Source organism: Curtobacterium sp. MCJR17_020 (genome assembly GCF_003234365.2).
Taxonomy (GTDB): Bacteria; Actinomycetota; Actinomycetes; order Actinomycetales; family Microbacteriaceae; genus Curtobacterium.
Genome location: NZ_CP126260.1, coordinates 1234137 through 1256319, shown reverse-complemented (window position 1 = coordinate 1256319; position 22183 = coordinate 1234137). Strand labels below are relative to the sequence as shown.

Below are 22183 nucleotides of genomic sequence, written 5' to 3'. Positions count from 1 at the left end.
TTAGCCTGACGCCATGAGCGACACGATCACCCGCGAGCAGTTCACCCCCGAAGCCGGCGGCGTCACGATGTTCACGACCACGTGGTGCGGCTACTGCGCCCGGTTGAAGAACCAGATGGCGAAGGCCGGCGTGCCCTTCACCGAGGTCGACATCGAGCAGACACCGGGCACGGCGGAACTCGTCGCCGAGGTCAACGGCGGCAACCAGACCGTTCCGACGCTCGTGTTCCCCGACGGCACCACGGCGACGAACCCGTCGCTGGCCGAGGTGCAGTCCCGCATCTGAGCGACGCCGCCTGGCGCGGCGACGCGGCGACGCGGCGACGCGGCAAAACACCGGTGTTCCCGCTCCGAACACGCGCATGACGCGGTTCGAAGTGCGAACACCGGTGTTGAGCGGCCGGAACAGCCGCGGAACTAGCCCCCGAGCGCCTCGGTCAGCAGCGCGGACATGGCGTCGAGCTGGATGTCGCCGGAGTCGACGAGTTCCTCGTCCGATCCGTCGAGCGCGCGGGCGGCCAGGGACGCCTTCGAGTCGATGAGCTCGGCGATCTTCGTGTCGATCGTCTGCGCGGCGATGATGCGCCACGCGGTGACGGGCTCTTCCTGCCCGATGCGGTGCACACGGTCGATCGCCTGGGTCTGCTCAGCGCTCGTCCACGACAGCTCGGCGAGCACGACGTTGGACGCCACCTGCAGGTTCAGACCCACGCCGGCCGCGGTGAGCGAGCAGACGATCACGGCGACATCGGGGTCGTTCACGAACGAGTCGATCTGCGCCGTGCGCTGCGTGGCCGTCTGGTCGCCGCGGATCGTGGCGGTGCGCAGGCCCCGTCGAGCGAAGACCTCTTCCGCCTGGTCCATCACGTCGAGGTGCTTGGCGAAAAACACGACCTTGCCGACGTTCGACGCGAGCTGCGCGGCGTAGTCGGCTGCGAGCTGGGCCTTGGCGCGGCCGATGCGTCGGACCATCGAGAACACGTTCTCGCCGGTCGACGAGGCGTCCTGGTCCTCGAGCTCCCAGCGGGCGACCTGCCGGACGAGCTTGTGGTCGATGCCGACGACCGGGTCCTGCCCGGTGCGGGCGTCGAGCGCCTGGTGGTACCGGCGGACGAGCTTGGCGGTGAGCTCGCGCTCGGCGTCGCGGATGGAGCGACCCTCGTCGCCGTCGAGCTCGACGGGGATGTCGGCGATCCGGCGGGCCGGGATGTCCGCGGCGACGTCGACCTTGCGGCGTCGGACGATGCCCTGGTCGATGACGGCACGACGAGCCTCGACGAAGAAGCCCTGGTCGGCGGGGGTCAGCCCGATCTCCTCGAGCTCGTTCATGAGCTTCGCGCGGGGCTTCTTGTCGTCGATCCAGCCGAGGTACTCCCAGATGGTGCGGAAGTCCTCGACCGAGTTGATGAGCGGGGTGCCCGTCAGCGCCATGAGCAGCGGTGCTGCGGTGCGCTGCCGGATGCGATCGGCGATCTGCAGCACGAAGCGGGCGCGCTGCGAGTCCTTGTTCTTGATGAAGTGCGCCTCGTCGACGACCATGCCCTTGAAGCCGAAGCCGCCGAGCCAGCCCGCGTGCCGGTCGAGGATCTCGTAGTTCACGATGATGATGTCGGCGAACCCGTCGAGGTCGTTGCCGTCCCCGTGGATGACGGTGGCGCGGTGGTTCGGCACCCAGCGCTCGGCTTCGCGCGCCCAGTTCGTCTTGACGACGTTCGGCACGACGACGAGCAGCGGGAACGCGTTCGCAGCGTCGGCGGCGAGCAGCGACTGCGCCGTCTTGCCGAGGCCCGGCTCGTCGGCGAGCAGGAACGTGCGGTGGCCCTGCGACGCGGCGGCGACCAGTTCGGCCTGGTGCTTCATCAGCGTGGTGCCGGAGCGGGAGTGCAGCGACGTCGGCTCGGGCAGCGGCATCGTCGCCGTTCCCCCGCCTGCGCCGTACTCGAACGACTTGAACAGCGGACCGAAGAGCTCCCAGTTCGCCAGGCGACGCGGGTGCGCGACGGGCTGGTCGGCGAGCGCGAAGTCCGGCGGCAGGAACGGGTTGGCGAGCTGACGCTGCACGACCGCCTGCGGGGTGACCGCGCGCACCGGGGTCTCGGCGACCGGGGTGGGCTCGGCCGCGATGACGAGGTCCTCCGGCTGCAGCTCCATGCCGCCGGCGATCATCATGTCGCGCTTGACGGCGCGGGTCGCCTCGGAGACCTGCACCTCTTCCGCGAGCAGCTGGATGACGCTGGTGTCGCGGGCCGCGGTCTTCGCGAGGATCGTCGCCACGCCGTCCAGCCGCTTGAGCTGCTCGGCACGCTGCGAGTCGGTGAGGTCGGTGTCGCCCTTCACCCGTGCGCGCTCTTCGCGCATGAGCAGTGCGACGGCCTGGAACTTCGTCCGGTTCGTCGCCTTGAGCGGTCCGCGCTGCGCCGCCGCCTCGACCTCGCGCACCGCGCGGGCGAGGACGGGGATCACGCCGTCGTTGTCCAGCGGCCTCGTCCGACGTGACGCGGTCCGCGTCCCGCCGGCAGCTCGCCGGGTGCCTGATCGAGCCAACGCTCCTCCTGTTCCGCCCACGCATCGGGGCGAGCCGCCCGTGGGGCGGAAGTCCTGCACCGGGGCCTGACACGGCTCCGGTTCGGCTGCGGGCCACCGTGGCCCACCGCATCGCCGGTCCCCGCTTCGGGACGTCCGGTGGAGTCCCGCGGACCGTTCCACCGCGAGCGCCTGCTCGGCGCCGGGTGCGACGGTCCGCGCCGGGATCCGGCGTCGTCACACGCACGTGACGCCCCCGCGGGGCGGTCACGGCCCGGTTCCCGCGTCGATCAAGTGATCGACGGCTGCGTCCGGAATCGACGCGGCACGCGGGAACGCGGTGCGTGCGCGCTCAGTTTACTCCCCGACCCCCGACAGAGGCGACTCCACGTCGCCCGCGCGCGTCGCGCCTCCTGGAACGCCCCGCGTGACGGCCGGGAGGCACGGTGCGGGGCCGCCACGCGCCTCCCGTCCGACGCCGGGCGCGTCCACCCCGTCGACGCGGGCCGGCAGAGGCGAGCCGTCAGACGCGGGGTGCGGACCGCGGGCGGACCAGGCCGGCCGCCGGCAGGACCGGAGCCGCCTCGGCCAACGCGGCCCGGGTCGCCGCGAGGAGCTGCTCGGCGGTCTGGATGCCGTTCGCGGAGCCGGTGGTCGCCTGACCGCCGGCGTGGGCGAGCAGCTGGGCGCCGATGGCGGGCCCGATGCGGTCGGCCTCGCGCGGGTTGCGGGCGACCCAGTCGCGCGCGATCGCGTCGGCGAGGCGCTCGGCCGCGGCTCCGCGGTCGGCGTCTCCGCGCGACCGGTGCCAGAGGCCGGTGACGACCAGGTGGGCGACGACCGCGCCGATGTCGCGGACCGGGAAGCCCCACCCCGCGGTGTCGATGTCCAGGAGCCCGGAGATGCGCCAGGGCTCGTCCTCGTCGACGAAGACCTGCTCGAGGTGCAGGTCGCCGTGCACGACCTGCTTCGTCGCGCTCGTCCAGCCGATCGACCGGCGGCCGATGGCGTCGTACAGGCGGTCGATCTCGTCGGCGTCCTGCGGCAACGCGGCGATGAGCGTGCGGCGGTGCCAGTCGGCGTGGTCCATCGCGTCGGCACGGGCCTGCTGGGTCATCGGGACGGTCGCGACCCGACCGCTCAGGGCGGCCAACGACGCCACGAAGCGCGGGTCGTCAGCGATGTCGAGGATGCGACTGCCTGCTGGCACGCCACGGATCCGCTCCAGCACGAGGAGCCCGTCGCCGCGGCTGGACAGCACACGGGGCACCGGCAGGCCCGCCGCCACGAACTGCTCGTGCGACTTCACGATCGGCGCGACCCGGTGCGGACGGACGATCTTCAGGAACAGGGTGCGCTCGGGGGCGTCCACCCGCACCACCGCGCGCTTGCCCGGTCGGTACGCGGCCACCGTGAGCACCGGGTCGGTGACGGGCATGCCGAGCGTCGTCAGGAGCTCGGCGACCGCGTCGCGGTAGGTCACTTGCGGCAGCACCGGCAGACCCGGGTCGTTCGGGTACGCCCACACCGAGACCGGCTCCCCGGTCGCGGGATCGGTGACGATCGCACTGTTCTGGTCGTGCGCGCCGCCGGTGTCGACGTACGTCAGGACGGTGGCGCGCTGACCGTTCCGGTCGACCGTGTCGACCTCGTAGCCGTACAGGTAGCCGTTGCCCGACGGCTCGACGGAGTGCGCCCGCGCGGCCACGACGGAGGTCCCGGAGCCGGCGAAGGCCTGCGGGATGACGCGCTCATGGTTGGGCCACACGACATCAGTCAACCGTGTCCGGACCTTTTCGTCGCGTTCGTGCACGGCTCGGCGTGCGGGCGGTGGCTAGCGTGGTCGAGGTGAACCCGGTCGCGCGTCTCCGCAGCTCCAGTCGCACGCCGTTCCTGCAGGTCGTGAAGACCGCGGTCGCGGTCGTCGCGGCGGTGCTGCTGTGCCGGCTGCTGATCCAGGGACCGTTCCCGACCTTCGCCGCGATCGCGGCGCTGCTCGTCGTGCAGCCGAGCATCAACCAGTCGTTCGTCAAGGGCCTCGAGCGGAGCGCCGGTGTCGTGCTCGGCGTGCTGCTCGCCACCGGGTTCCACCTGCTGCTCGGCGACTCGGTGTGGGTCGTCCTGCTCGTGGTCGTGCTCGCCATCCTCATCGCCTGGGTGCTCCGGCTGACCCCGACCTCGGCCACCCAGGTCAGCATCAGCGGGATGCTCGTGCTCACCGCGGGGGTCGTCACGCCGAACTACTCGGCCGACCGGATCCTCGAGACCGTGATCGGTGCGGTCGTCGCCCTCGTCGTGAACGCCCTGATCATCCCGCCGGTCCTGCTCGAGCCCGCGCACCTCGCCGTCGCCCGACTCGCCCGCGACACCGCCGTGGCGTTCGAACGGGTCGCGATCGGCCTGACCGAGGGGTGGGACCGCGACCGCTGGCAGGACGCCCTGGTGCGTGCCCGCGCGCTCCGGCAGCAGCACGCGAAGACCGAGGCATCACTGAACGCGGCTCGCGAGTCCCTGACGATGAACCCGCGAGGCGGCCGGCACCGCACGATCCTCGACCGCGACGTCGCCATCACCGAGCACCTGCGCGTCCTGGTCACGCGCGTCACCGGCATGACCCGGGCGATCCACGACAACACCGCACCAGACCTGCGCGCAGACCCGGTGGTCGGCGGCATCGCGACCGAGGTGGCACGGATCGGCGCGGACGTCCGCGCCCTGAGCGCCCGGGTCGAGTCGACGCGGCTGGACCCGTCGACCGCCGCGGGTGCCGGTGCGGACGATGCCGAAGCGTCGACCGCCGAACCCGCGCTGACGGCACCGATGGAGATCGTCCGACCGAACTCACGGCACTGGGTGCTCATCGGTGCCCTGCTCGAGGACGTCCGGCGCGTGCGCGAGGAGCTGCTCGGCGAGGACGACTGAGGCCGGTCAGGCGCGGCGTGCCGGTGCCGGCGTCGGCGTCGGCGTCAGCGTCGGCGTCGACGTCGGGCGCGGCGTGCCAGTGCCGGTCAGCGCGTGGCGCGTGCGGCTTCGGCCGCCGTCTGCACGACGTCGTCCCAGATCACCGCGGCCGGCACGGCGGGATCGGTGCCGGGCACGCCCACGTCGGCGAACCGGCTGATCTCCGCGACGACCGCCTCGGTGCCGACCTCGCGCGCCGCGCGGCTCGCCACGTCGGGGACGGCCGTCCGCAGTTCGGCGACCACGCGGTCGCGGCGGACGCCCTCCATCTGGCCGAGTGCGCCGATGCCCTTCCACGCGGCGTCGAGCTCCGCGCGGAGGCGGACGATGGCCGGGTGGTCGACGGACGGGTGGTCGACGGACGCGTGGTCGATCGGGTCGTTCATGGTGCCCCCTGGTGCAACGGACCGCCCTTCGGGTAAGCGCTGTCCGCCAGGTGATCCTACCAATGAAGCAAGAAGTCCTCATGTCCCTAGAACGCGGGACAGACCGTTCTGCCCGGTGGCCTGGCAGCAACGGTACCCGCTCCTGTGACGAGATTCAGTGAGTTCGGCCCGGGCATCGACCCTCGACGACAGTTCGATGCCACGATGGGTCCGAGGAGGTCCACTATGCGGCTGTTGGTGGTCGAGGACGACGACGAGATGCGTGCCCTGATGGAGCGCGGTCTCGCTGCCGAGGGGTACCGCGTGACGGCGGTGGAGAACGGGGTCGAGGCGCTCATCGCCCTCGGCGAGCAGGCGTTCGACCTGGCCGTCGTGGACGTGATGATGCCCGGCATGTCCGGGTTCGAGCTCGCACGACGCATCCGCGAGCGCGAGGACCCCGTGCGGATCCTGCTCGTCACCGCGCGCGATGCCGTGGACGACCGCGTGTTCGGCCTCGACGCCGGCGCGGACGACTACCTCACGAAGCCGTTCGCGTTCGCCGAGCTCACCGCCAGGCTCCGCGCCCTCGGTCGTCGCGAGTCCGCCGGGGCACCCCGCACGATCGAGGTCGGCGACGTCTCGATCGACTCCGAGGCCCGTCGCATCTCGATCAAGGGGCAGCGCGTCGCCGTCAGCCCGACCGAGTTCGCGCTGCTCCGCCTGCTGGCGCGCTCCGCCGGCAGCGTGGTCGACCGGCCGAAGATCCTCGAAGAGGTCTGGGACGGCTCGCAGCACGTCGACCCGAACGTCGTCGAGCAGTACATCTCGTACCTCCGCAAGAAGCTCGTCGCCCACGAGGCCACCGTCGCGATCGCCACCGTGCGCGGCCGCGGGTACCGCCTGGATCTGCTCGGGGCGTGAGCGGGGCCTCCGCTCGCCCGGCGCCGGACCGCCCACGACGCGGTCTGGTCCGCCCCCTGCGCCTGCTGTCCCTGCGGGCACGTATCACGATCGGCTCGACGGCGATCGCCGCGGTCGTGATCGTGCTGCTCGTGCTGGTGATGCGGTTCCAGGTGGTCAGCGTCGTCGCGAGTGCGACCCGGACCCTGCTCGACGCCGACGCCGACCCGTACGTCGCCACGCTCGAGGTGGACAGCGATCCCGATCTGTCCCCGCCGGGCAACGCGCAGCTCGTCGCCGTGGTCTCACCGTCCGGCGACATCGTGCTCTCGACGATGCCCACCCGGGTGGAGAGCGCCCTCGGCAGCCTGACCTCCACACCGGCCGGCACTTCGATCATCCGGGTGTCCGGGTCCGAGTACCGCGTGGTCGTCGAACACCCCGTGAACCAGGCCGGCCGGTGGACGGTCGTCGCCGCCAGGAACTCGCAGGCCGAGGCGATCGTGGTCGACGACCTCACCTCGACCCTGTCGCTCACCGGCGTCGCGATCCTGCTCGCCTTCGGCGTCGCTTCGTGGATCCTGGCGACCGCGGCCCTCCGCCCCGTCAACCGCATGCGCCGTGAGGCCGAGCGGCTGTCCGTCGCGCCCGAACGGGCCGAGCTGCCCGTCGGCCCCGCGCAGGACGAACTCGCGTCCCTCGCCACGACCCTCAACGCCTTCCTCGCCCGCACGCGCCAGGCCACCGAGCGGGAGCGGCAGATGGTGTCCGACGCCAGCCACGAGCTCCGCACACCGCTCGCCATCCTCACCACGCAGCTCGACCTGGCGTCGCTGGACGGTGACGACGCCGCTGCCCTGGCCGCGCACATCGAGCGCGCCAAGCACAGCGTCGCCCGGCTGTCCCGGCTGGCGAACGACCTCCTCGCGCTGTCCCGGATCGAGGAGTCCGAACGGCGGGAACACGACGGCGACCAGCGCCCGGAGACCGGCTGGTCCGACCTCGGTGACGAGGTCATGGCGGCCGTCGACCGGGTCCGACTCATCGCGTCGGCCAAGGACGTCACCGTCGACTTCGACCTCGAGGCACCGGTGGCCGTCGGTGGCTCCGGGCCCGGTATCGGCGGTGGGACCCACGAACCCCGCTACCGGCTCGACACCGGCGGCATGGCGCAGCTCGTCACGAACATCGCGGGCAACGCGGTGTCGGCGCTCCCCCGCGGCGGCGGCATCTTCGTCTCCTGGCGCAGCACCGGGGGCGAGGGCGTCCTGCAGGTCACCGACGACGGCCCCGGCGTCCCCGAGTCGTTCATCCCGGTCGCGTTCGACCGGTTCACCCGACCGGACGAGGCCCGGAAGTCGCGCCCGAACCCCGATCCGGCCACCGGTGCGATCGCCCTGCCAGGTGGATCCGGGCTGGGGCTCGCGATCGTCCGCGCGGTGGCCGAGCGCGCCGGTGGGACGGCGTCGCTGCGGAACGTGCGCTCCGGCGGACTCGAGGTCACGGTGCGACTGCCCGAGGTCGAGTAGCCGCGCGCCCGTTCCGCGCCCTTCGCCCGCGACCGCTCACTGGAAGTCCCGCGAGCGCGTGCGCACGGACAGCGACAGGTGCTCGATCCGGTCAGCCACCAGGTTGACCACGCCGTCGGGTGATCGCTCGAGGATGCCGCGGACGATCACCGCCGGGGATTCCCGGGCGACCCGGCGGTAGCGCCCCCACACCCCGACGCTGCAGATGACGTTGACCAGCCCGGTCTCGTCCTCGACGTTCATGAACGTGATCCCCGACGCCGTCGCCGGACGTTGCCGGTGCGTGACGATCCCGCCGATCTCGACCCGCCGCCCGGTCTCGGCCGTCGCGGTGTCCTGCACGCTGAGCACGCGGCGGGCGGCGAGCCGGTCGCGCACGTGCCGGACAGGGTGGTCGTCGGTCGTCATGCCCGTCGACCACATGTCGGCGATCAGGACGTCGCCGCTCGTCATCTGCCCGAACAGCGGCGGTTGGACGACGACCTGCGTGTCCGGCAGCTGGTCGGCGCGCTCCGCAGCGGCCTGCGCCGCCGACCACATCGCACCGCGGCGGTCGATGTCGAACGGGGCGAAGGCGTCGGCGGCGGCGAGCGCCTCGAGCTGCGCCGTCGTCAGCCCCACCCGGCGGGCCAGGTCGGACATGTCGACGAAGGGACCGTTCGCGTCACGCTCGGCGACGATCTTCTCGGCGCTCTTCCGGCTGAGCGAGGCGACCTCGGCGAGTCCGAGCCGGACCGCGAACGCGCCGTCGCGGCGGTGCCGTGCGGTGTCGTCGGGCAGTGCCTTGTCGAAGGGCAGCACCGGCGGCTGCTCCGTGACCAGGCAGGCGTCGTCACCGCACGGGGGCACCACCTGGTCGTCGCCGAGCGGTTCGAGCGTGGCGTCGACACCCGAGCGCAGGATGTCCGGCCGGAGCACCTGGACGCCGTGCCGACGGGCGTCGGCGACCAGGGTCTGCGGTGAGTAGAACCCCATCGGCTGCGCCCGGAGCAGCGCGGCCAGGAACGCCCCCGGGTAGTGCAGGCGCATCCAGGCGCTCGCGTAGACGATCAGGGCGAAGCTGATCGAGTGGCTCTCCGCGAAGCCGAAGTTCGCGAACGCCTGGATCTTCGCGTAGATCGCGTCGGCGTCCTCGCCGTGGATGCCGTTGTCCGACATGCCCGCGTAGAGCTTGTCGCGCAGCCGGTCGATCTTCTCGTGGCCGCGCTTCGACCCCATCGCCCGCCGCAGCAGGTCGGCGTCGTCGCCCGAGCAGTTGCCGACCGCGATCGCCATCTGCATGAGCTGCTCCTGGAACAGCGGCACCCCGAGGGTGCGTTCGAGCACCGGCTCGAGTGACGGGTGGATGTACGTGATCGGTTCCTCGCCGGTGCGCCGCCGGATGTACGGGTGCACGGCGCCGCCCTGGATCGGACCGGGGCGGACGAGGGCGACCTCGATCACCAGGTCGTAGAACCGCCGTGGGAGCAGCCGGGGCAGCGTGCCCATCTGCGCGCGGGACTCCACCTGGAACACCCCGATGGTGTCGGCTCGGCAGAGCTGGTCGTAGACGCCCTGCTCCTCCTTCGGCATGGAGTGCATCTCCCAGCGCTCCCCACAGTGCTCCGCCGCCAGGTCGAACGAGTACTGCAGCGCCGCGAGCATGCCGAGGCCGAGCATGTCGAACTTCACGAGCCCCATGAAGGCGCAGTCGTCCTTGTCCCACTGCAGCACCGTGCGGCCGTCCATCCGCGCGTGCTCGATCGGCACGACCTCGCCCACCGGCCGGTCGGTGAGCACCATGCCGCCCGAGTGGATGCCGAGGTGGCGCGGGAAGCCCAGGACGTCGCTCGCCAGCCCGACGACCGCCGGCGGGATGTCGTGGTCCTGGCTCTCGGTCACCGACCCCCATCGTTCGACCTGCTTCGACCAGGCGTCCTGCTGCCCCGGGCTGTGGCCGAGGGCCTTCGCCATGTCGCGGACGGCACCCTTCGGGCGGTACGTGATGACGTTCGCGACCTGGGCGGCGTTGTACCGGCCGTACTTCTCGTAGACGTACTGGATCACCTCTTCGCGGCGGTCCGAGTCGAAGTCGACGTCGATGTCGGGTTCCTCGTCGCGCATCGCCGACAGGAACCGCTCGAACGGCAGGCCGTAGCGGATCGAGTCCACCGCGGTGATCTCGAGCAGGTAGCAGACCGCGGAGTTCGCGGCGGAGCCCCGCCCCTGGCAGAGGATCCCCCGGCCGCGGGCGTACTGCACCATGTCGCGCACGATCAGGAAGTAGCCGGGGAAGTTCTTGTCCTCGATCACCGCGAGCTCGCGTTCGATGCGCTCGCGCTTCTGCGGGTCCACGCCGTCGGCGCTGCCGGGGTAGAGCCGACGTGCACCCGTCCAGGTGAGTTCCCGCAACCAGGACATCGCGGTGTGGCCGTCCGGCACGTCGAGGTCGGGCAGCCCGGGCTTGACCGTGCGCAGCCGGAACCCGAGTTCGTCGGCCAGCGCGACGGTGTTCCCGATCGCCCCCGGGTAGCGCCCGAACCGCCGGGCCATCTCGGCGCCGGAGCGCAGGTGCGCGGTGTCTGCGGCTGGCAGCCACCCGTCGATCTCGTCGAGGCTGCGCCGGGCCCGGACCGCGGCCAGCGCCGTCGCCACCGGGAACCGGTCCGGGGTCGCGTAGTGGACGTTGCCGGTCGCGACCAGGGGCAGCGTGTACCGCTCGGCGAGGGTCGCGAGCACGTCGTTCCGCGCACTGTCGAGCGGGTCGCCGTGGTCGAGGAGCTCCACCACGACGTTGCTGCGCCCGAAGCGGTCGAGCAGCACGCGCAGCGCGGTCTCCGCCGCGGACTCCCCGCCCTGCTCGAGCGCCTGCCGGACGGTGCCCTTCCGGCACCCGGTGAGCACCCGCCAGTGTCCGTCGGCCCGCCCTGCGAGCTCGTCGAGGTCGTACCGCGGGCTGCCCTTCTCGGACCCGGCCACGAGGTGCGCACTCGTCACCGCGCCCGCGAGCCGGTGGTAACCGTCCTGCCCGTCGGCGAGCAGGAGCAGGTGGGAGCCCTGCGGATCGGGGACGCCGTTCTGCGGTTCGGTCAGACCCAGCGAGAGCTCGGTGCCGTAGACGGTGCCGACCTGCGGGTACGCCTCGGCGACCTCGGCCATCCGGGCGGCACCGTAGAAGCCGTCGTGGTCGGTGAGGGCGAGGGCGTGCAGGCGCAGCCGTGCGGCTTCCTCGAACAGCTGCTCGGGCTGGCTGGCACCGTCGAGGAAGCTGAAGGCCGAGTGCGCGTGCAGCTCGGCGTACGGCACGACCGGAGGGCCGTCGTCCGCAGCCACCGGCTGGTCCGTGGGCACGTACGGCTCGCGCTTCCGCGACCACGCCGGGCTGTCCCCGCCGTCGCCGGCCTTCGCCGTCCCCGGACTGCGCTTGTCCGACAGGGCGCGTTCGAACTGCGACCACGGCACGGGTGGGTTGCTGTAGCCCATCAGGTCCTGCTCCTGGATCGGTTCACGTGGCGATCGCCTCCGCCCACCACCGGTGGTCCGCCAGCACCAGGTACCAGGCACGACCCTCGGCGTCGACGAGCTGCAGTCGGTGCAGTCGTCGACCGCCGGACTCCCACCACCGCACGACGAGCGGCCAGGGGCCCGCCCAGGCCGTGACGGGCGCGAACCCACCGCCCCGGTCCCCCTCGGCGCGGAAGTGTTCGGGCGCGCCGGACAGCACGCCGCGGTCGTCGACGTCGACGCTCTCGCCACCGGCGGTGACGACGTCGACCGGCCGGGGACGCTCGAGCACCGTGGCCGGCGGCGGGCCGGGCAGCTTGCCGGGCCAGGGGCGGTCGCGCACGGTGGCCAGGGCACGCTCGCCGCCGGGCGGGGCGTCACCCCACGGCACGAGCACCACCCGCTCGGACAGGGTCCGGCCACCGCCGACCCGCGGGCTCACCACACCGTCGTGCCCGACCATGCCCTGGATGCGGGCCAGCCCGTGGTGCACGCGCTCGTCCGGCCCGGAGCCCCAGAGCCCGCGCTCGTGGTTCGCCATGTCGTCGACGGCGACCGGTTCGAGCACGACCGACGTGACCGGGGCTTCGAGCCCGGTCGGGTCGACCCCGCCGGCGAGCTGCCACCGCACCCGGTCGACGACGTCGGCGGCGTCGAACCACCGGGGGTGCGCCCAGGTGCGTTCGAGCAGGATGTCCCGCTCGTCGACGATCCCCACCCGGATGGTCGTCGCGACCAGCCCCGCGGCACGGAGGCGCGCGGCGAAGTCGTCGGCGGAGCGCCGGAACGCGAACGCGATCTGGTCGGCACGGTCGAGCGGGGGCTCGAAGGCGGCCTCGATCCGGAGCTCGGGCGGGATCGCGCGTGCCGAGATCTCCCGCGGGTCGCGTCCGCCGGCCAGCCGGTGCAGGAACGCCCCGGCGACCCCGAACCGGTCGCGGACCTGCTCGTCACTGAGCGACGCGAAATCGCCCAGCGTGGTGATGCCGAGCCGATCGAGCACGGTCGCGAGCTCGGGGTCGCCGAGCACACCGAGGGGCAGGGCCGCCAGGAAGTCCGACGAGCCGGAGACCGGCACGATCCGTACCCGTTCGCCAGGACGCACCGGCCGGGCCCGTGCTGCCTGCTCCGCCGCGAACGGGGTGTCCGCCACACCGGCCCGCACCGCCGGGGCGCCGTGGTCGGCCGCGATCCCCGCCAGGGTCGCCGCGGCCGCCCGCTCGCCGCCGTAGTACCGCGCCGGCCCCCGGGCACGCAGGGCGAGGGTGCCGGGCCGCAGTACCTCGACCCCGGGGACGGCCGCCTCGACCGCGCGGATGACGGGTTCGAACGCACGGTGGTCGAGCGCGTCGTCGTAGGGCTGCACGACGAGCTCCGGACAGCGCGCCTGCGCCTCGCGCACCCGGAGGCCCCGGACGACACCGTGCTGCCGGGCGGATGCGGAGCTCGCGAACACCAGGCCCTTCGCGACCACGGCGAAGGGCAGCTCCGGCGGCGCACCGGCCGCGCGGGCTGCCGCGATCACCGGCCAGTCCGGGCACCAGAGCACGATGGTGCGGGTCGGTGGCGGCTCGGGCAGCGCCCCGCCGCGGGCGATCGCGTCGGCCCGGACACGCCCCGGCGCGATCACGACGCCACCGCCGCGCACCACGACACCACGGCGATCACGACGCCACCGCCACGGGGCGCAGCACCCGGGTGTCGCCGGAGCCCACCGTCGGCACCGGGGTGGCTGCCCGGACCGAGCCGTCGGCCGCCGGCAGCAGCAGCTCGGTGCTCGTGGGGCGCACCGCACCCGCTCGACCGGTCGCCGTGATGGTGGCGCGACGCTCGGTCAGGTGCCCGTGGCCCTGTCCGATGCCGCTCCACACCGACGCCGTGATCCGCAGCGTGACGTCCGCGCCCGGCCAGGACCCGAGCGCGACGAGGGCCCCGCCGCGTTGCCGGAGCCGTGCCGACAGCCGGGCGACGTCACCCGGCACGACCCGACCGAGCGGTCGGGTGAGCACGATCTGGGCGACGTCCGCCATCGCCGCGGTCACCGCGAGCCACTGGTCGCCCGGGTCGGGGACGAGGACGAGCCGCTCGAGGTCGATGCCCGCGGCGGCCGCGGCCTCGATCCCGAAGGAGGGCACCCCGACGACCGCACACCACGCACCGGACGCCGAGGCCGCCTGCAGCATGGTGATCGCGAGCAGCACCGACTCGGGGACGGCGTAGGTGCCGCCGACCCGGATCGCCCCACCGGGCAGCAGTGGTTCGAGGGCGGGGGCGGTCGGGAGCCCCGCGGTGTCGACGCGGGTGGACTCCATGTCGGTGACCCGGGACCGCAGGGACGTGATGCGGTCGAGCGCCGCCCGGGCGTCGCCGAGGTGGTCGGCGCCGCCCCCACGCGCACCGCCCGCGCCGTTCCCGCGCGTGGGACCGTCACCCCCGCGTGCAGCACCGCTCCGCCCGCCCCGGTCCGGGCCGGGCGACCGGAGTGCCGCCGCCGTCTGCATGCCCTCATATTCGAACATGTGTTCGATGATGTCAATCGCGTCCGACATCCGCGGACAGAACGGGTCGAACGTGCGTTCGACACGCCGGGAGCCTGCCGGGATCCGCCCATCCTGCAGCGGACGACCGACACGCACCCGTGCAACGACAGCGCCGGGCACCCTCGTGGCGAGGATGCCCGGCGCGTCAGGCAGACGGTGTCAGCGTCAGTTCGCGGCGACCCGGAACGTCACGTCGACCGTGGTCGGAGCCGCACCACCGGTCGGGGTCTGCGTGACCCACAGGCGGTACGCGCCGTTCCCCAGGTCGAAGTCCGACGGGACCGACCAGGTTCCGTCCTCGACCGTGGTCGTCGCCACCTGACGGCTCGACCCCTTGATCACGACCGAAGCACCCTCGGCACCGGTGCCCTCGAACACCGGACGCTTCGACGTCACCGTCGACCCCTCGGTCGGCCCGGTCACCACGACCGGCGCGGCGGCGGCATGCCGCACGGTGAACGAGAGGACGACCGGGAGGGTCGGGACGCCCTGGGTGGGCTCCTGCACCACCAGCAGGCGGTAGTCACCGTTCCCGAGGTCGAAGTCGGCCGGCACGGACCACTTGCCGTCGACCACCGTGGTCGTCGCCACCGTGCGGCTCGAACCCCGCACCACGATCGTGGCACCCTCGTCACCCGTACCCGAGAACACCGGACGCTTCGACGTCACCGTCGACCCCTCGGCCGGTCCGGTCACGACCACCGGTACCACCGGTGCGACCGCGTGCCGCACCGTGAACGTGATGACGACCGGGTCCGTCGGAGCACCGCGAGTGGGCTCCTGCACCACCAGCAGGCGGTAGTCACCGTTCCCGAGGTCGAAGTCCGCCGGTACCGCCCACTTGCCGTCGACCACCGTGGTCGTCGCCACCTGGCGGCTCGAACCCCGCACCACGATCGTGGCACCCTCGTCACCGGTGCCCTCGAACACCGGACGCTTCGACGTCACCGTCGACCCCTCGGCGGGCGAGGTGACGACCACCGGGGCGACCGGCGTGCCGTCGTCCGACGTGAACGAGACGTCCTGCATCGTCGAGGTCCGGCCGTCCGGGGTGGTCTGCGTGAACGTGACCTCGAGCGCACCCTTCGGCAGGTCGGCGTCCGCCGACCAGGTCCCGACGCCGGCCTTCGCGCCCGTGGCCTCGGTCGAGAAGAGCTCCGTGCCGTCGGCGTCGCGGGCGACGATCGTCGCACCGGCCTCGGCCGACCCGGAGAACGTGTTCGTGCCCGGGACGAACACGTTGTCCCCGTCGGTGACGCCGTCGACAGACAGGAGCCGGGGCAGCGCGGTCCGCGCCGAGATCTTGCCGAGCTGCATCGTCACCATGTCGATCTGCTGGTCGGTGAACTGCGAGCCGATCGTGTAGGAGATCCCACCGTCGGTGGGCGTCCCGGCCACGACCCGGTCGCCGTGCATGAACCACGTCGCACCGGGGGCGTTCGCGTCCGCGGTCACCTGGATGCGTCCGTCCGGCAGGTTGAAGACGTCGCGGACCGTCGGTGCGGCGATGCTCGAGTCCTCCTCGGCGGCGCGCAGGACCACCTCGATCGGCGCGGACGTGTCGGCGCCGGAGCGCGAGACGACGGTCGCGGTCTCCCCGACGAACCGCTCCGGGACGGTGACGCGGAAGTGCCCGCCGTCCTGGACGTCGGCGGTGTACTCCTCGCCGCCGACGGTGACGACGGCAGTGCCGGTACCGGTACCGTCCACGAAGAACCGGCCGTCCACGCCGCGTTCGATCCCGTCGACGACGGGTGCGGCGATGCCCTCGGCGTCGCCCGGCTCGAACCGGACGCCCTCGACGGTGGTCGTGATGCCGGACGGCGCCGTCTGCGTGAACGTCAGCACGTGGCTGGCGTCGGTCAGGTCGGCGGACGTCGACCACTGCTGCACGTCGGCCTTGGTCGCGGGCACCTCGGTGCGGAACACCTCGGTGCCGTCGGCTTCGGTCGCGGTGATCGTCGCACCGGCCGTGGCGGTCCCGGAGAAGTCGACCGTGCCGGGGGTGAAGGTGGTGGTCGCCGAGACGTCGTCGAGCTGCAGGGTGCGCGGGAGCGGGACGGGCTCCGAGCGGACGGTCTCGCCGTCGACGACGCGCGATGCGACCATCGTCAGCGGCGTGTCCTTGTAGCGGTCCGACACGGAGATCATGAAGAGGCCGGCACCACCCGGCCAGGCGCTGACGACGGTGTCGCCGTCGAGGACCTTCGACGCGATCGGAACCAGCGGTGCCGAGCATCCGCTGGGTGCCGTTGAGCTCGGTCTCGATGTTGCGGATGACGGGCGCGGGCACGACCGTCTCGGTGGTGCTCGCCGCGGAGGCGGCGTGCGCGGCGCTCGCGGGAGCAGCGGCGCGGGTGGCGTCCGTCGTCGCCGCGACGGCGCCGGTCGAGCCGACCGAGCAGCCGAGGCCGACTGCGACGACGACCCCGAGGGCCGTCAGGCGTGCTGTGCGTGGGATTGCCAAAGGGAACTCCTTGATGTGGGGGGACCGCGAGACGCGGCGACCACATCGTAACGCACGGTATTTTACATATTGCCGTTCCATGATGCCGTCGCTCCGACCGCGCCCAGCACCGACCGTGTCTTCGTCACGACCTCGTCCGCCTCGTCCGCCGCGACCGACGACCACGTCACCGCTCCCCCGGCCCCGAGTGTCCGCGAGCGGACCTGACCTGCGGCATCCACCACCGTCACCAGCGTCCGGATCACCACCGACAGGTCGACTGCTCCGCTCGCCGAGAAGTACCCGATCACGCCCGAGTACACCCCGCGCGGCGCTCCCTCGAGCCGGTCGGCGATCGCCATCGCACTGACCTTCGGCGCCCCGGTCATCGACCCCGGAGGGAACGCCGCCCGCACCACGTCCGCCCGCGACGTCGCCGCCGGCAGCTGCGCGCCGATCGTCGACACCATCTGGTGCACGCTCGCGTAGGTCTCGACCGCGCACAGCCGGTCGACGTGCACCGACCCGGGCGTCGCCGTCCGCAGCAGGTCGTTCCGCAGCAGGTCGACGATCATCACGTTCTCGGCACGGTCCTTGGCGCTCACCGCGAGGTCGTCCCGCACGGCAGCGTCGGCGGCAGCGTCGGCGACGCGCCGCCGCGTGCCCTTGATCGGTTCTGCCAGCACGGCACCGTCCGCGTCGATCCGCAGGAACCGTTCCGGGGACCGGCTCGCCACGCGCAGCGGGCCAAGCCGCAGGTACGCACCGAACGGGACCGGGTCCGACGCCCGCATCCGCACGTAGTCGGCCAGGTGCGGGTCGTCCCGGTGCGGATCCGCACCGGGGTCGACCCGGGCCTCCCGGTCCCCGCCCGGCACGGAGAAGGAGGTGGTGAGGCAGACCTGGAACGCGTTCCCCTCGCGGATCTCGGCGCGGCACGCGTCGACCGCGCGTTCGTGGTCGGCACGCGACACGCGTCCGACCGCTGACGACACCCCGGACGGGAGGCCCGTGGCCGCGTCCGCCACGTCGACCTGCGATGGAGCCCCGGTCGCCGTCTCGAGCCACACCCGGTTCTGCGCGCTGGCCGCCGGTTCGGCGTCGGCGACGAGCGTCAGCGCCCAGGCACCGTCGGTGTGGTCGACGACCACGGCGCGGTCCACGAACCGCAGGTCGGCGTCGGCGTGGCCGTCGGCGGTGCGGTCCGGGCCGCCGGACTCGCGACCGAGCTCGTACCCGAGGAACCCGACCCAGCCGAGCGCGAAGCCGCAGCCGGCGATCGGCTCGGGCAGGTGCGGCGTCCGGTCCAGCAGTCCCGCCAGCACGGCGAAGGCCGGACGGTCGTCGGTGGACGACGGACCGAACCACCCGGCGGCGGGCGCAGCGACGTCGACGGACGCCTGCCGGTCCTGGTGCCGGAACCGGGCTCGGAACGGCCCGTCCGTCCATGCCAGGACCGACCACCGCGCGCGTGGTCGAGCGGTGTCCGGCGCACCGTCCGGCAACGCGGAGTCGAGCCACACCAGGTCGCCGCCGGCCTGCGCGGCCAGCACGCCGAGGTCGGGGGCAGGGTCGAGCCGGCGGACCTCGATGCGCACGCCGGCCGACGGACCGGTCAGATCGCGGAGATCGTCCATGCGGCGGCGTGGGACGCACCCGGGGCGAGCACCACGAGACCACGGTCGACCCCGTCGTTGAAGGCGTCGGGCGCGCACGTCATCGGCTCGACCGCCAGCCCAGCGCGGTGGTACTCGGGGACCACGTGGTCGGCCGTGTGCACCTGCACCCACGGGCACTCAGGCCCGAAGGCCACGCGGACACCACGGCCGTCGGCGGCGGTCAGCGCGATGGTCGCGGTCTCGTCGGCGTCGCGGTCGAAGCCCGTGAAGGCGTGGTCGATGAACCGGTCGCCGATGAGGGTGGGCGTGCGCAGGTCGAACTCGTCGTGCACGGGGACCAGGTCGGTCGGGACGAGCCGGTCAGGGGTGACCTCGAGCACCTCGGCCGCGGGCAGGGTGAGGGTCCAGTCGTCGACCGTGCCGGCGCCCGCGACCAGGTACGGGTGCGGGCCGGTCCCCCACGGGGCGTCGTCGGCACCGGAGTTCGTACCGGTGATCGTCGTGTGCAGCCCGGTGGCGTCGAGTCGGTACTCGACCAGGACCTCGACGCGGTACGGGTAGCCCGCCTGGGCCTGCACGGTGGTGGTGAGTGCCACGCGGTCGGGCTCCTGAGCCTCGACCCGGAAGTCGGTCCAGGCGACCAGTCCGTGCAGGGCGTGGTGCCGTGCCGGCTCGGTGAGCGCGAGCTCGTGGTCGACGCCCCCGAAGGTGTACTCGCCGTCGACGACGCGGTTCGGCCACGGAGCGAGGACCGCACCGCGGAAGGCCGGGCGGACCTCGTCGGCGTCGAACGGCACGATCAGGTCGCGACCCTCGTGCCGCAGGGTCCGCAGCGTCGCACCGACCGTGGCGATGTCGGCCGTGTACCCGGCGGCGGAGATCGTCAGCGGGGTTCCGGACAGCGGCGCATCGTTGCTCATGCGCACAGCGTATCGGGCACGTGCGGCCACTCGCACCACGAGGAAACCCCCGCCGTTCCGGGGAACGACGGGGGTTGTTGGTGGATCTGAGGGGACTCGAACCCCTGACCCCCTGCATGCCATGCAGGTGCGCTACCAGCTGCGCCACAGACCCAGATTGTGTTGCTTCGGTGCCGACCGGTTCCCCGGAGGCACCATAGAAGCGTACACCATGCGAACGCCGGGCAACGAAATCGAAGCCGTCACCCGGGCGCGTCGCTGATCAGGCGGTGTGGTCCACCGGGAGCTCGAGCGGGATCGTCGGGCAGTCTGCCCAGAGCCGCTCGAGCGAGTAGTACTGACGGTCCTCGTCGTGGAAGACGTGCACCACGATGTCGCCGACGTCGATGAGGACCCAGCGGCCCTCGCTCCGGCCTTCGCGGCGGAGGGTCTTGGCGCCGAGCTCGAGGAGGCGCTCCTCGACCGCATCGGCGATGGACTGCACGTTGCGCTCGTTCCGACCGGTTGCGAGCAGGAACACGTCCGTGAGCTGCAACGGCCCGGTCACATCGAGCGCGACGAGGTCCTCGGCCTGCTTGGCGTCGGCCGCGAGAGCGGCGGCCTGCACGAGTTCCAGTGCGCGAGTGGAGGCGGTCACGGATTCCTTCCGGTCGTCGACCCGGCAGGGAGCCGGATCGCTTGGTGGGTCACGATCATAAGACACCCCGCCGACGCACGGCCAGGCCGCGGCCGACGCAGGTGTCGGGATCGGTGGTTCGGGTCGGGGCGTCAGCCGCCGAAGGTGTGGGTCGTGACGAGCGCGACGATGATGACCGCGGCTGCGGCGACACCGACGGCGCCGACCGTGACGCCGAGGATGAGCGGCGTGCGCGACTCCTTCGGCTTCGCGGCGGCGAGGACGACCTGGCGGGTCGAGGTGTGGCTGGACACCGCGCGGCTGGCGCGCACCGGGCTGGCGTCGGTCTCCGGCTGCTCGTCGTGCTGCTCGAGCAGGCGGTCGACCTCGGCACCGTCGATCGGTCGGTGTGACCCCGTCGAGGACAGCGACGCGGGCAGGTCGATGGACCCCGTGAGGATCACTTCGCCCGTCGCGTTCAGTGCTCCGGTCGGGTCGGCGAGGGCCGAGTTCGGCAGGATGATCGCGTTGGTGTCGGTCACCGCGATCCGGCGGGTGCCGGTCGAGTCGTCGTGCACCTCGGCGTCGTTCGAGCCGTGCGCCTGCTGCGACCAGTGCCCGACGGGCGGCTCGAAGGCCGTCGTCATCGGCTTCGGCTCGGCCGGCCGCTGGAAGGACGCGGGGACCTTCGGGGGGTCGGTCCGTGCGGGCTCCGGGATCGGGACCTCGTTGGTGTCGTCGTCCTCGGGGTCGAGGGACAGTGGGAACACCGCCGGGGTCGACGGCGCGCCGTCCGGGATCCCCGGGAGCGGCGTGGCCGAGGGGTGCTCGGGCGCGGCGACGTCGACCGGGGCGTCCGCGTCGGTCTGCGCCTCGTCGGCGCCCGTCTCATGAGTGCCCGTCTCGTCGGTCTGCGTCGAGTCCGTGCTCGCCTGGTCGGTGCTCGTCAGGTCGCTGGACGTCCCTGCGGGAGCCTCGTCCGTGGACCCGGCTGCGGGCTGTGCGTCGGATGCGTCGTCGGCGGGCGGCGACCAGGTCGACCGGTGGCGCCGGGGCTCCTCGGCGTGCGCAGCGGCTTCGTCGAGCGGCTCGAGGGCGTCGGGCGACCCGTCGGCCTCGGTGGCCTGGGCGACCGCTGCCTCGTCGAGCACCGTGGGGGTCTCGGAACCGGACGGCTCATCCGCGGCGCGCGGCGCCGAGGTCGGCTCGATGGTGTCGACCGACCCGAGGACGTCCTCGACGGTGCGGTCGGAGGACTGCGGCGTGGGGTTCTGCAGCGGGACCGGCAGGACCGCCTGGTTCTCGGCGGCGCGCTGCTGGCGGATCTGGCGGCGGGTCAGACCACCGCTGCCTGGCACGATCTCGGTCGCCGAGGCGGGCGGGAACGGCGACACCCCGGCCGCGGGGACGGAGGTCACCGGCACGGAGGGCGCCGAGGCTGGCGTGCCCGTCGGGGCCGACGTGCCTGTCGCGGCAGACGCCGGAGCGGAGGACTGGGTCGGACCGCCGGGGGCGGGTGCCACGTGCGAACCGGGCCGAGGACGGGGGTCCGTCGACTCGGCTGGGGCGGCGACGGTCGGCGGCGGCGTCGCGGGCTGCGAACCGGCTGCTGCGGCACGCTCCCGCTCGCGCGCCTGGCGCCGCGACAGGGGCGGCTGCGCGTCGGACGAACTCATGCAACGCTCCGATACAGGTGGTGCTTGGAGATGTACTGGACGACCCCGTCGGGGACCAGGTACCAGACGGGGGAACCACGTCTCACCCGGTCGCGGCAGTCGGTCGACGAGATGGCCAGTGCGGGGACTTCGAGCAAGCTTACGTCTCGCTCGGGGAGTCCGCTGATGCTCAGGTCGTGTCCCGGACGCGTCACGGCGACGAAGTGCGCGAGGTCCCAGAGACCATCATGGTCTTTCCAGTCGACAATCTGCTGAACGGCGTCTGCGCCCGAGATGAAGACGAGCTGCGCGTCGGGCCGCTGTTCGTGCAGGTCGCGGAGCGTGTCGACCGTGTACGTCGGGCCGGGGCGGTCGATGTCGACGCGGCTCACCGTGAACATCGGGTTGGACGCGGTCGCGATGACCGTCATCAGGTAGCGGTGCTCGGCATCCGTGACACCGGACTTCATGTACGGCTGACCGGTGGGGACGAACACGACCTCGTCCAGGTCGAACGCCCGAGCGACCTCGGACGCCGCGACGAGGTGACCGTGGTGGATGGGGTCGAACGTGCCGCCCATCACCCCGATGCGCGGTCGTCCGGTGCTCTCGAGCATCGCGTG

At 72.7% G+C, this 22183-nt stretch carries 16 protein-coding genes and 1 tRNA gene; 4 read left to right on the top strand and 13 right to left on the bottom strand.

Going from position 1 to position 22183, the window contains the following annotated elements:
• Nucleotides 1-13: 13 nt before the first annotated feature.
• A complete protein-coding gene (locus DEJ14_RS05970; RefSeq protein ID WP_111084552.1) occupies nucleotides 14-286 on the top strand; it encodes a mycoredoxin in 273 nt (90 codons plus the stop codon).
• A 131-nt stretch (nucleotides 287-417) separates the two neighbouring features.
• Here DEJ14_RS05970 and DEJ14_RS05965 read toward each other — a convergent pair whose 3' ends face one another.
• Both DEJ14_RS05965 and DEJ14_RS05960 read right to left on the bottom strand, forming a co-directional pair.
• Nucleotides 418-2544: a DEAD/DEAH box helicase gene (locus DEJ14_RS05965; protein WP_181437440.1), complete on the bottom strand. Its 2127-nt coding sequence runs from the start codon at nucleotides 2542-2544 to the stop codon at nucleotides 418-420.
• Between the two features lie 502 nt (nucleotides 2545-3046).
• Nucleotides 3047-4291, bottom strand: a complete 1245-nt coding sequence (locus DEJ14_RS05960) for a phosphotransferase (RefSeq protein ID WP_111084551.1) — start codon at nucleotides 4289-4291, stop codon at nucleotides 3047-3049.
• A gap of 80 nt (nucleotides 4292-4371) precedes the next feature.
• Between DEJ14_RS05960 and DEJ14_RS05955 the strand changes: the two genes are divergently transcribed.
• The gene (locus tag DEJ14_RS05955; protein WP_111084633.1) at nucleotides 4372-5445 is read left to right on the top strand and encodes an FUSC family protein; all 1074 of its coding nucleotides are present in this window, start codon (nucleotides 4372-4374) and stop codon (nucleotides 5443-5445) included.
• An 86-nt stretch (nucleotides 5446-5531) separates the two neighbouring features.
• Here DEJ14_RS05955 and DEJ14_RS05950 read toward each other — a convergent pair whose 3' ends face one another.
• Complete coding sequence (locus tag DEJ14_RS05950; protein WP_111084550.1) at nucleotides 5532-5870, bottom strand: hypothetical protein; 339 nt, start codon at nucleotides 5868-5870, stop codon at nucleotides 5532-5534.
• A gap of 225 nt (nucleotides 5871-6095) precedes the next feature.
• Between DEJ14_RS05950 and DEJ14_RS05945 the strand changes: the two genes are divergently transcribed.
• Nucleotides 6096-6773 carry a response regulator transcription factor gene (locus tag DEJ14_RS05945; RefSeq protein WP_111084549.1) on the top strand — a complete coding sequence of 226 codons (678 nt, stop codon included), beginning with the start codon at nucleotides 6096-6098 and terminating at the stop codon, nucleotides 6771-6773.
• On the top strand, nucleotides 6770-8281 hold the full coding sequence (locus tag DEJ14_RS05940) for a sensor histidine kinase (RefSeq protein ID WP_111084548.1): 1512 nt from the start codon (nucleotides 6770-6772) through the stop codon (nucleotides 8279-8281). Before DEJ14_RS05945 ends, DEJ14_RS05940 begins: the two co-directional genes overlap by 4 nt.
• A 36-nt stretch (nucleotides 8282-8317) precedes the next feature.
• Here the strand turns inward: DEJ14_RS05940 and DEJ14_RS05935 are convergent, their stop codons facing one another.
• The 10 genes from DEJ14_RS05935 to nadD all read right to left on the bottom strand — a co-directional run bounded on the left by DEJ14_RS05935 (nucleotide 8318) and on the right by nadD (nucleotide 22177).
• Nucleotides 8318-11743 (bottom strand): error-prone DNA polymerase, encoded by a 3426-nt coding sequence (locus DEJ14_RS05935; RefSeq protein WP_111084547.1) that lies wholly within the window; start codon nucleotides 11741-11743, stop codon nucleotides 8318-8320.
• 22 nt (nucleotides 11744-11765) lie between these two features.
• Complete coding sequence (locus DEJ14_RS05930; protein ID WP_111084632.1) at nucleotides 11766-13394, bottom strand: DNA polymerase Y family protein; 1629 nt, start codon at nucleotides 13392-13394, stop codon at nucleotides 11766-11768.
• Between the two features lie 34 nt (nucleotides 13395-13428).
• Nucleotides 13429-14283: a DnaE2-dependent mutagenesis accessory factor ImuA' gene (gene imuA' / locus DEJ14_RS05925; protein WP_146249699.1), complete on the bottom strand. Its 855-nt coding sequence runs from the start codon at nucleotides 14281-14283 to the stop codon at nucleotides 13429-13431.
• A 186-nt stretch (nucleotides 14284-14469) separates the two neighbouring features.
• Nucleotides 14470-16455 carry a hypothetical protein gene (locus DEJ14_RS05920; RefSeq protein ID WP_111084545.1) on the bottom strand — a complete coding sequence of 662 codons (1986 nt, stop codon included), beginning with the start codon at nucleotides 16453-16455 and terminating at the stop codon, nucleotides 14470-14472.
• 378 nt (nucleotides 16456-16833) lie between these two features.
• Nucleotides 16834-18387 (bottom strand): anthranilate synthase component I family protein, encoded by a 1554-nt coding sequence (locus DEJ14_RS05915; RefSeq protein ID WP_111084544.1) that lies wholly within the window; start codon nucleotides 18385-18387, stop codon nucleotides 16834-16836.
• On the bottom strand, nucleotides 18366-19289 hold the full coding sequence (locus DEJ14_RS05910) for an aldose 1-epimerase family protein (protein ID WP_111084543.1): 924 nt from the start codon (nucleotides 19287-19289) through the stop codon (nucleotides 18366-18368). Before DEJ14_RS05910 ends, DEJ14_RS05915 begins: the two co-directional genes overlap by 22 nt.
• A gap of 78 nt (nucleotides 19290-19367) precedes the next feature.
• Nucleotides 19368-19443: transfer RNA gene (locus tag DEJ14_RS05905), tRNA-Ala, on the bottom strand.
• 108 nt (nucleotides 19444-19551) lie between these two features.
• On the bottom strand, nucleotides 19552-19926 hold the full coding sequence (rsfS, locus tag DEJ14_RS05900; RefSeq protein WP_111084542.1) for a ribosome silencing factor: 375 nt from the start codon (nucleotides 19924-19926) through the stop codon (nucleotides 19552-19554).
• A 131-nt stretch (nucleotides 19927-20057) separates the two neighbouring features.
• Complete coding sequence (locus tag DEJ14_RS05895) at nucleotides 20058-21581, bottom strand: hypothetical protein (RefSeq protein ID WP_111084541.1); 1524 nt, start codon at nucleotides 21579-21581, stop codon at nucleotides 20058-20060.
• Nucleotides 21578-22177 carry a nicotinate-nucleotide adenylyltransferase gene (gene nadD, locus DEJ14_RS05890; protein WP_111084540.1) on the bottom strand — a complete coding sequence of 200 codons (600 nt, stop codon included), beginning with the start codon at nucleotides 22175-22177 and terminating at the stop codon, nucleotides 21578-21580. The genes DEJ14_RS05895 and nadD overlap by 4 nt, the downstream gene beginning before the upstream one ends.
• Between the last annotated feature and the right edge of the window lie 6 nt (nucleotides 22178-22183).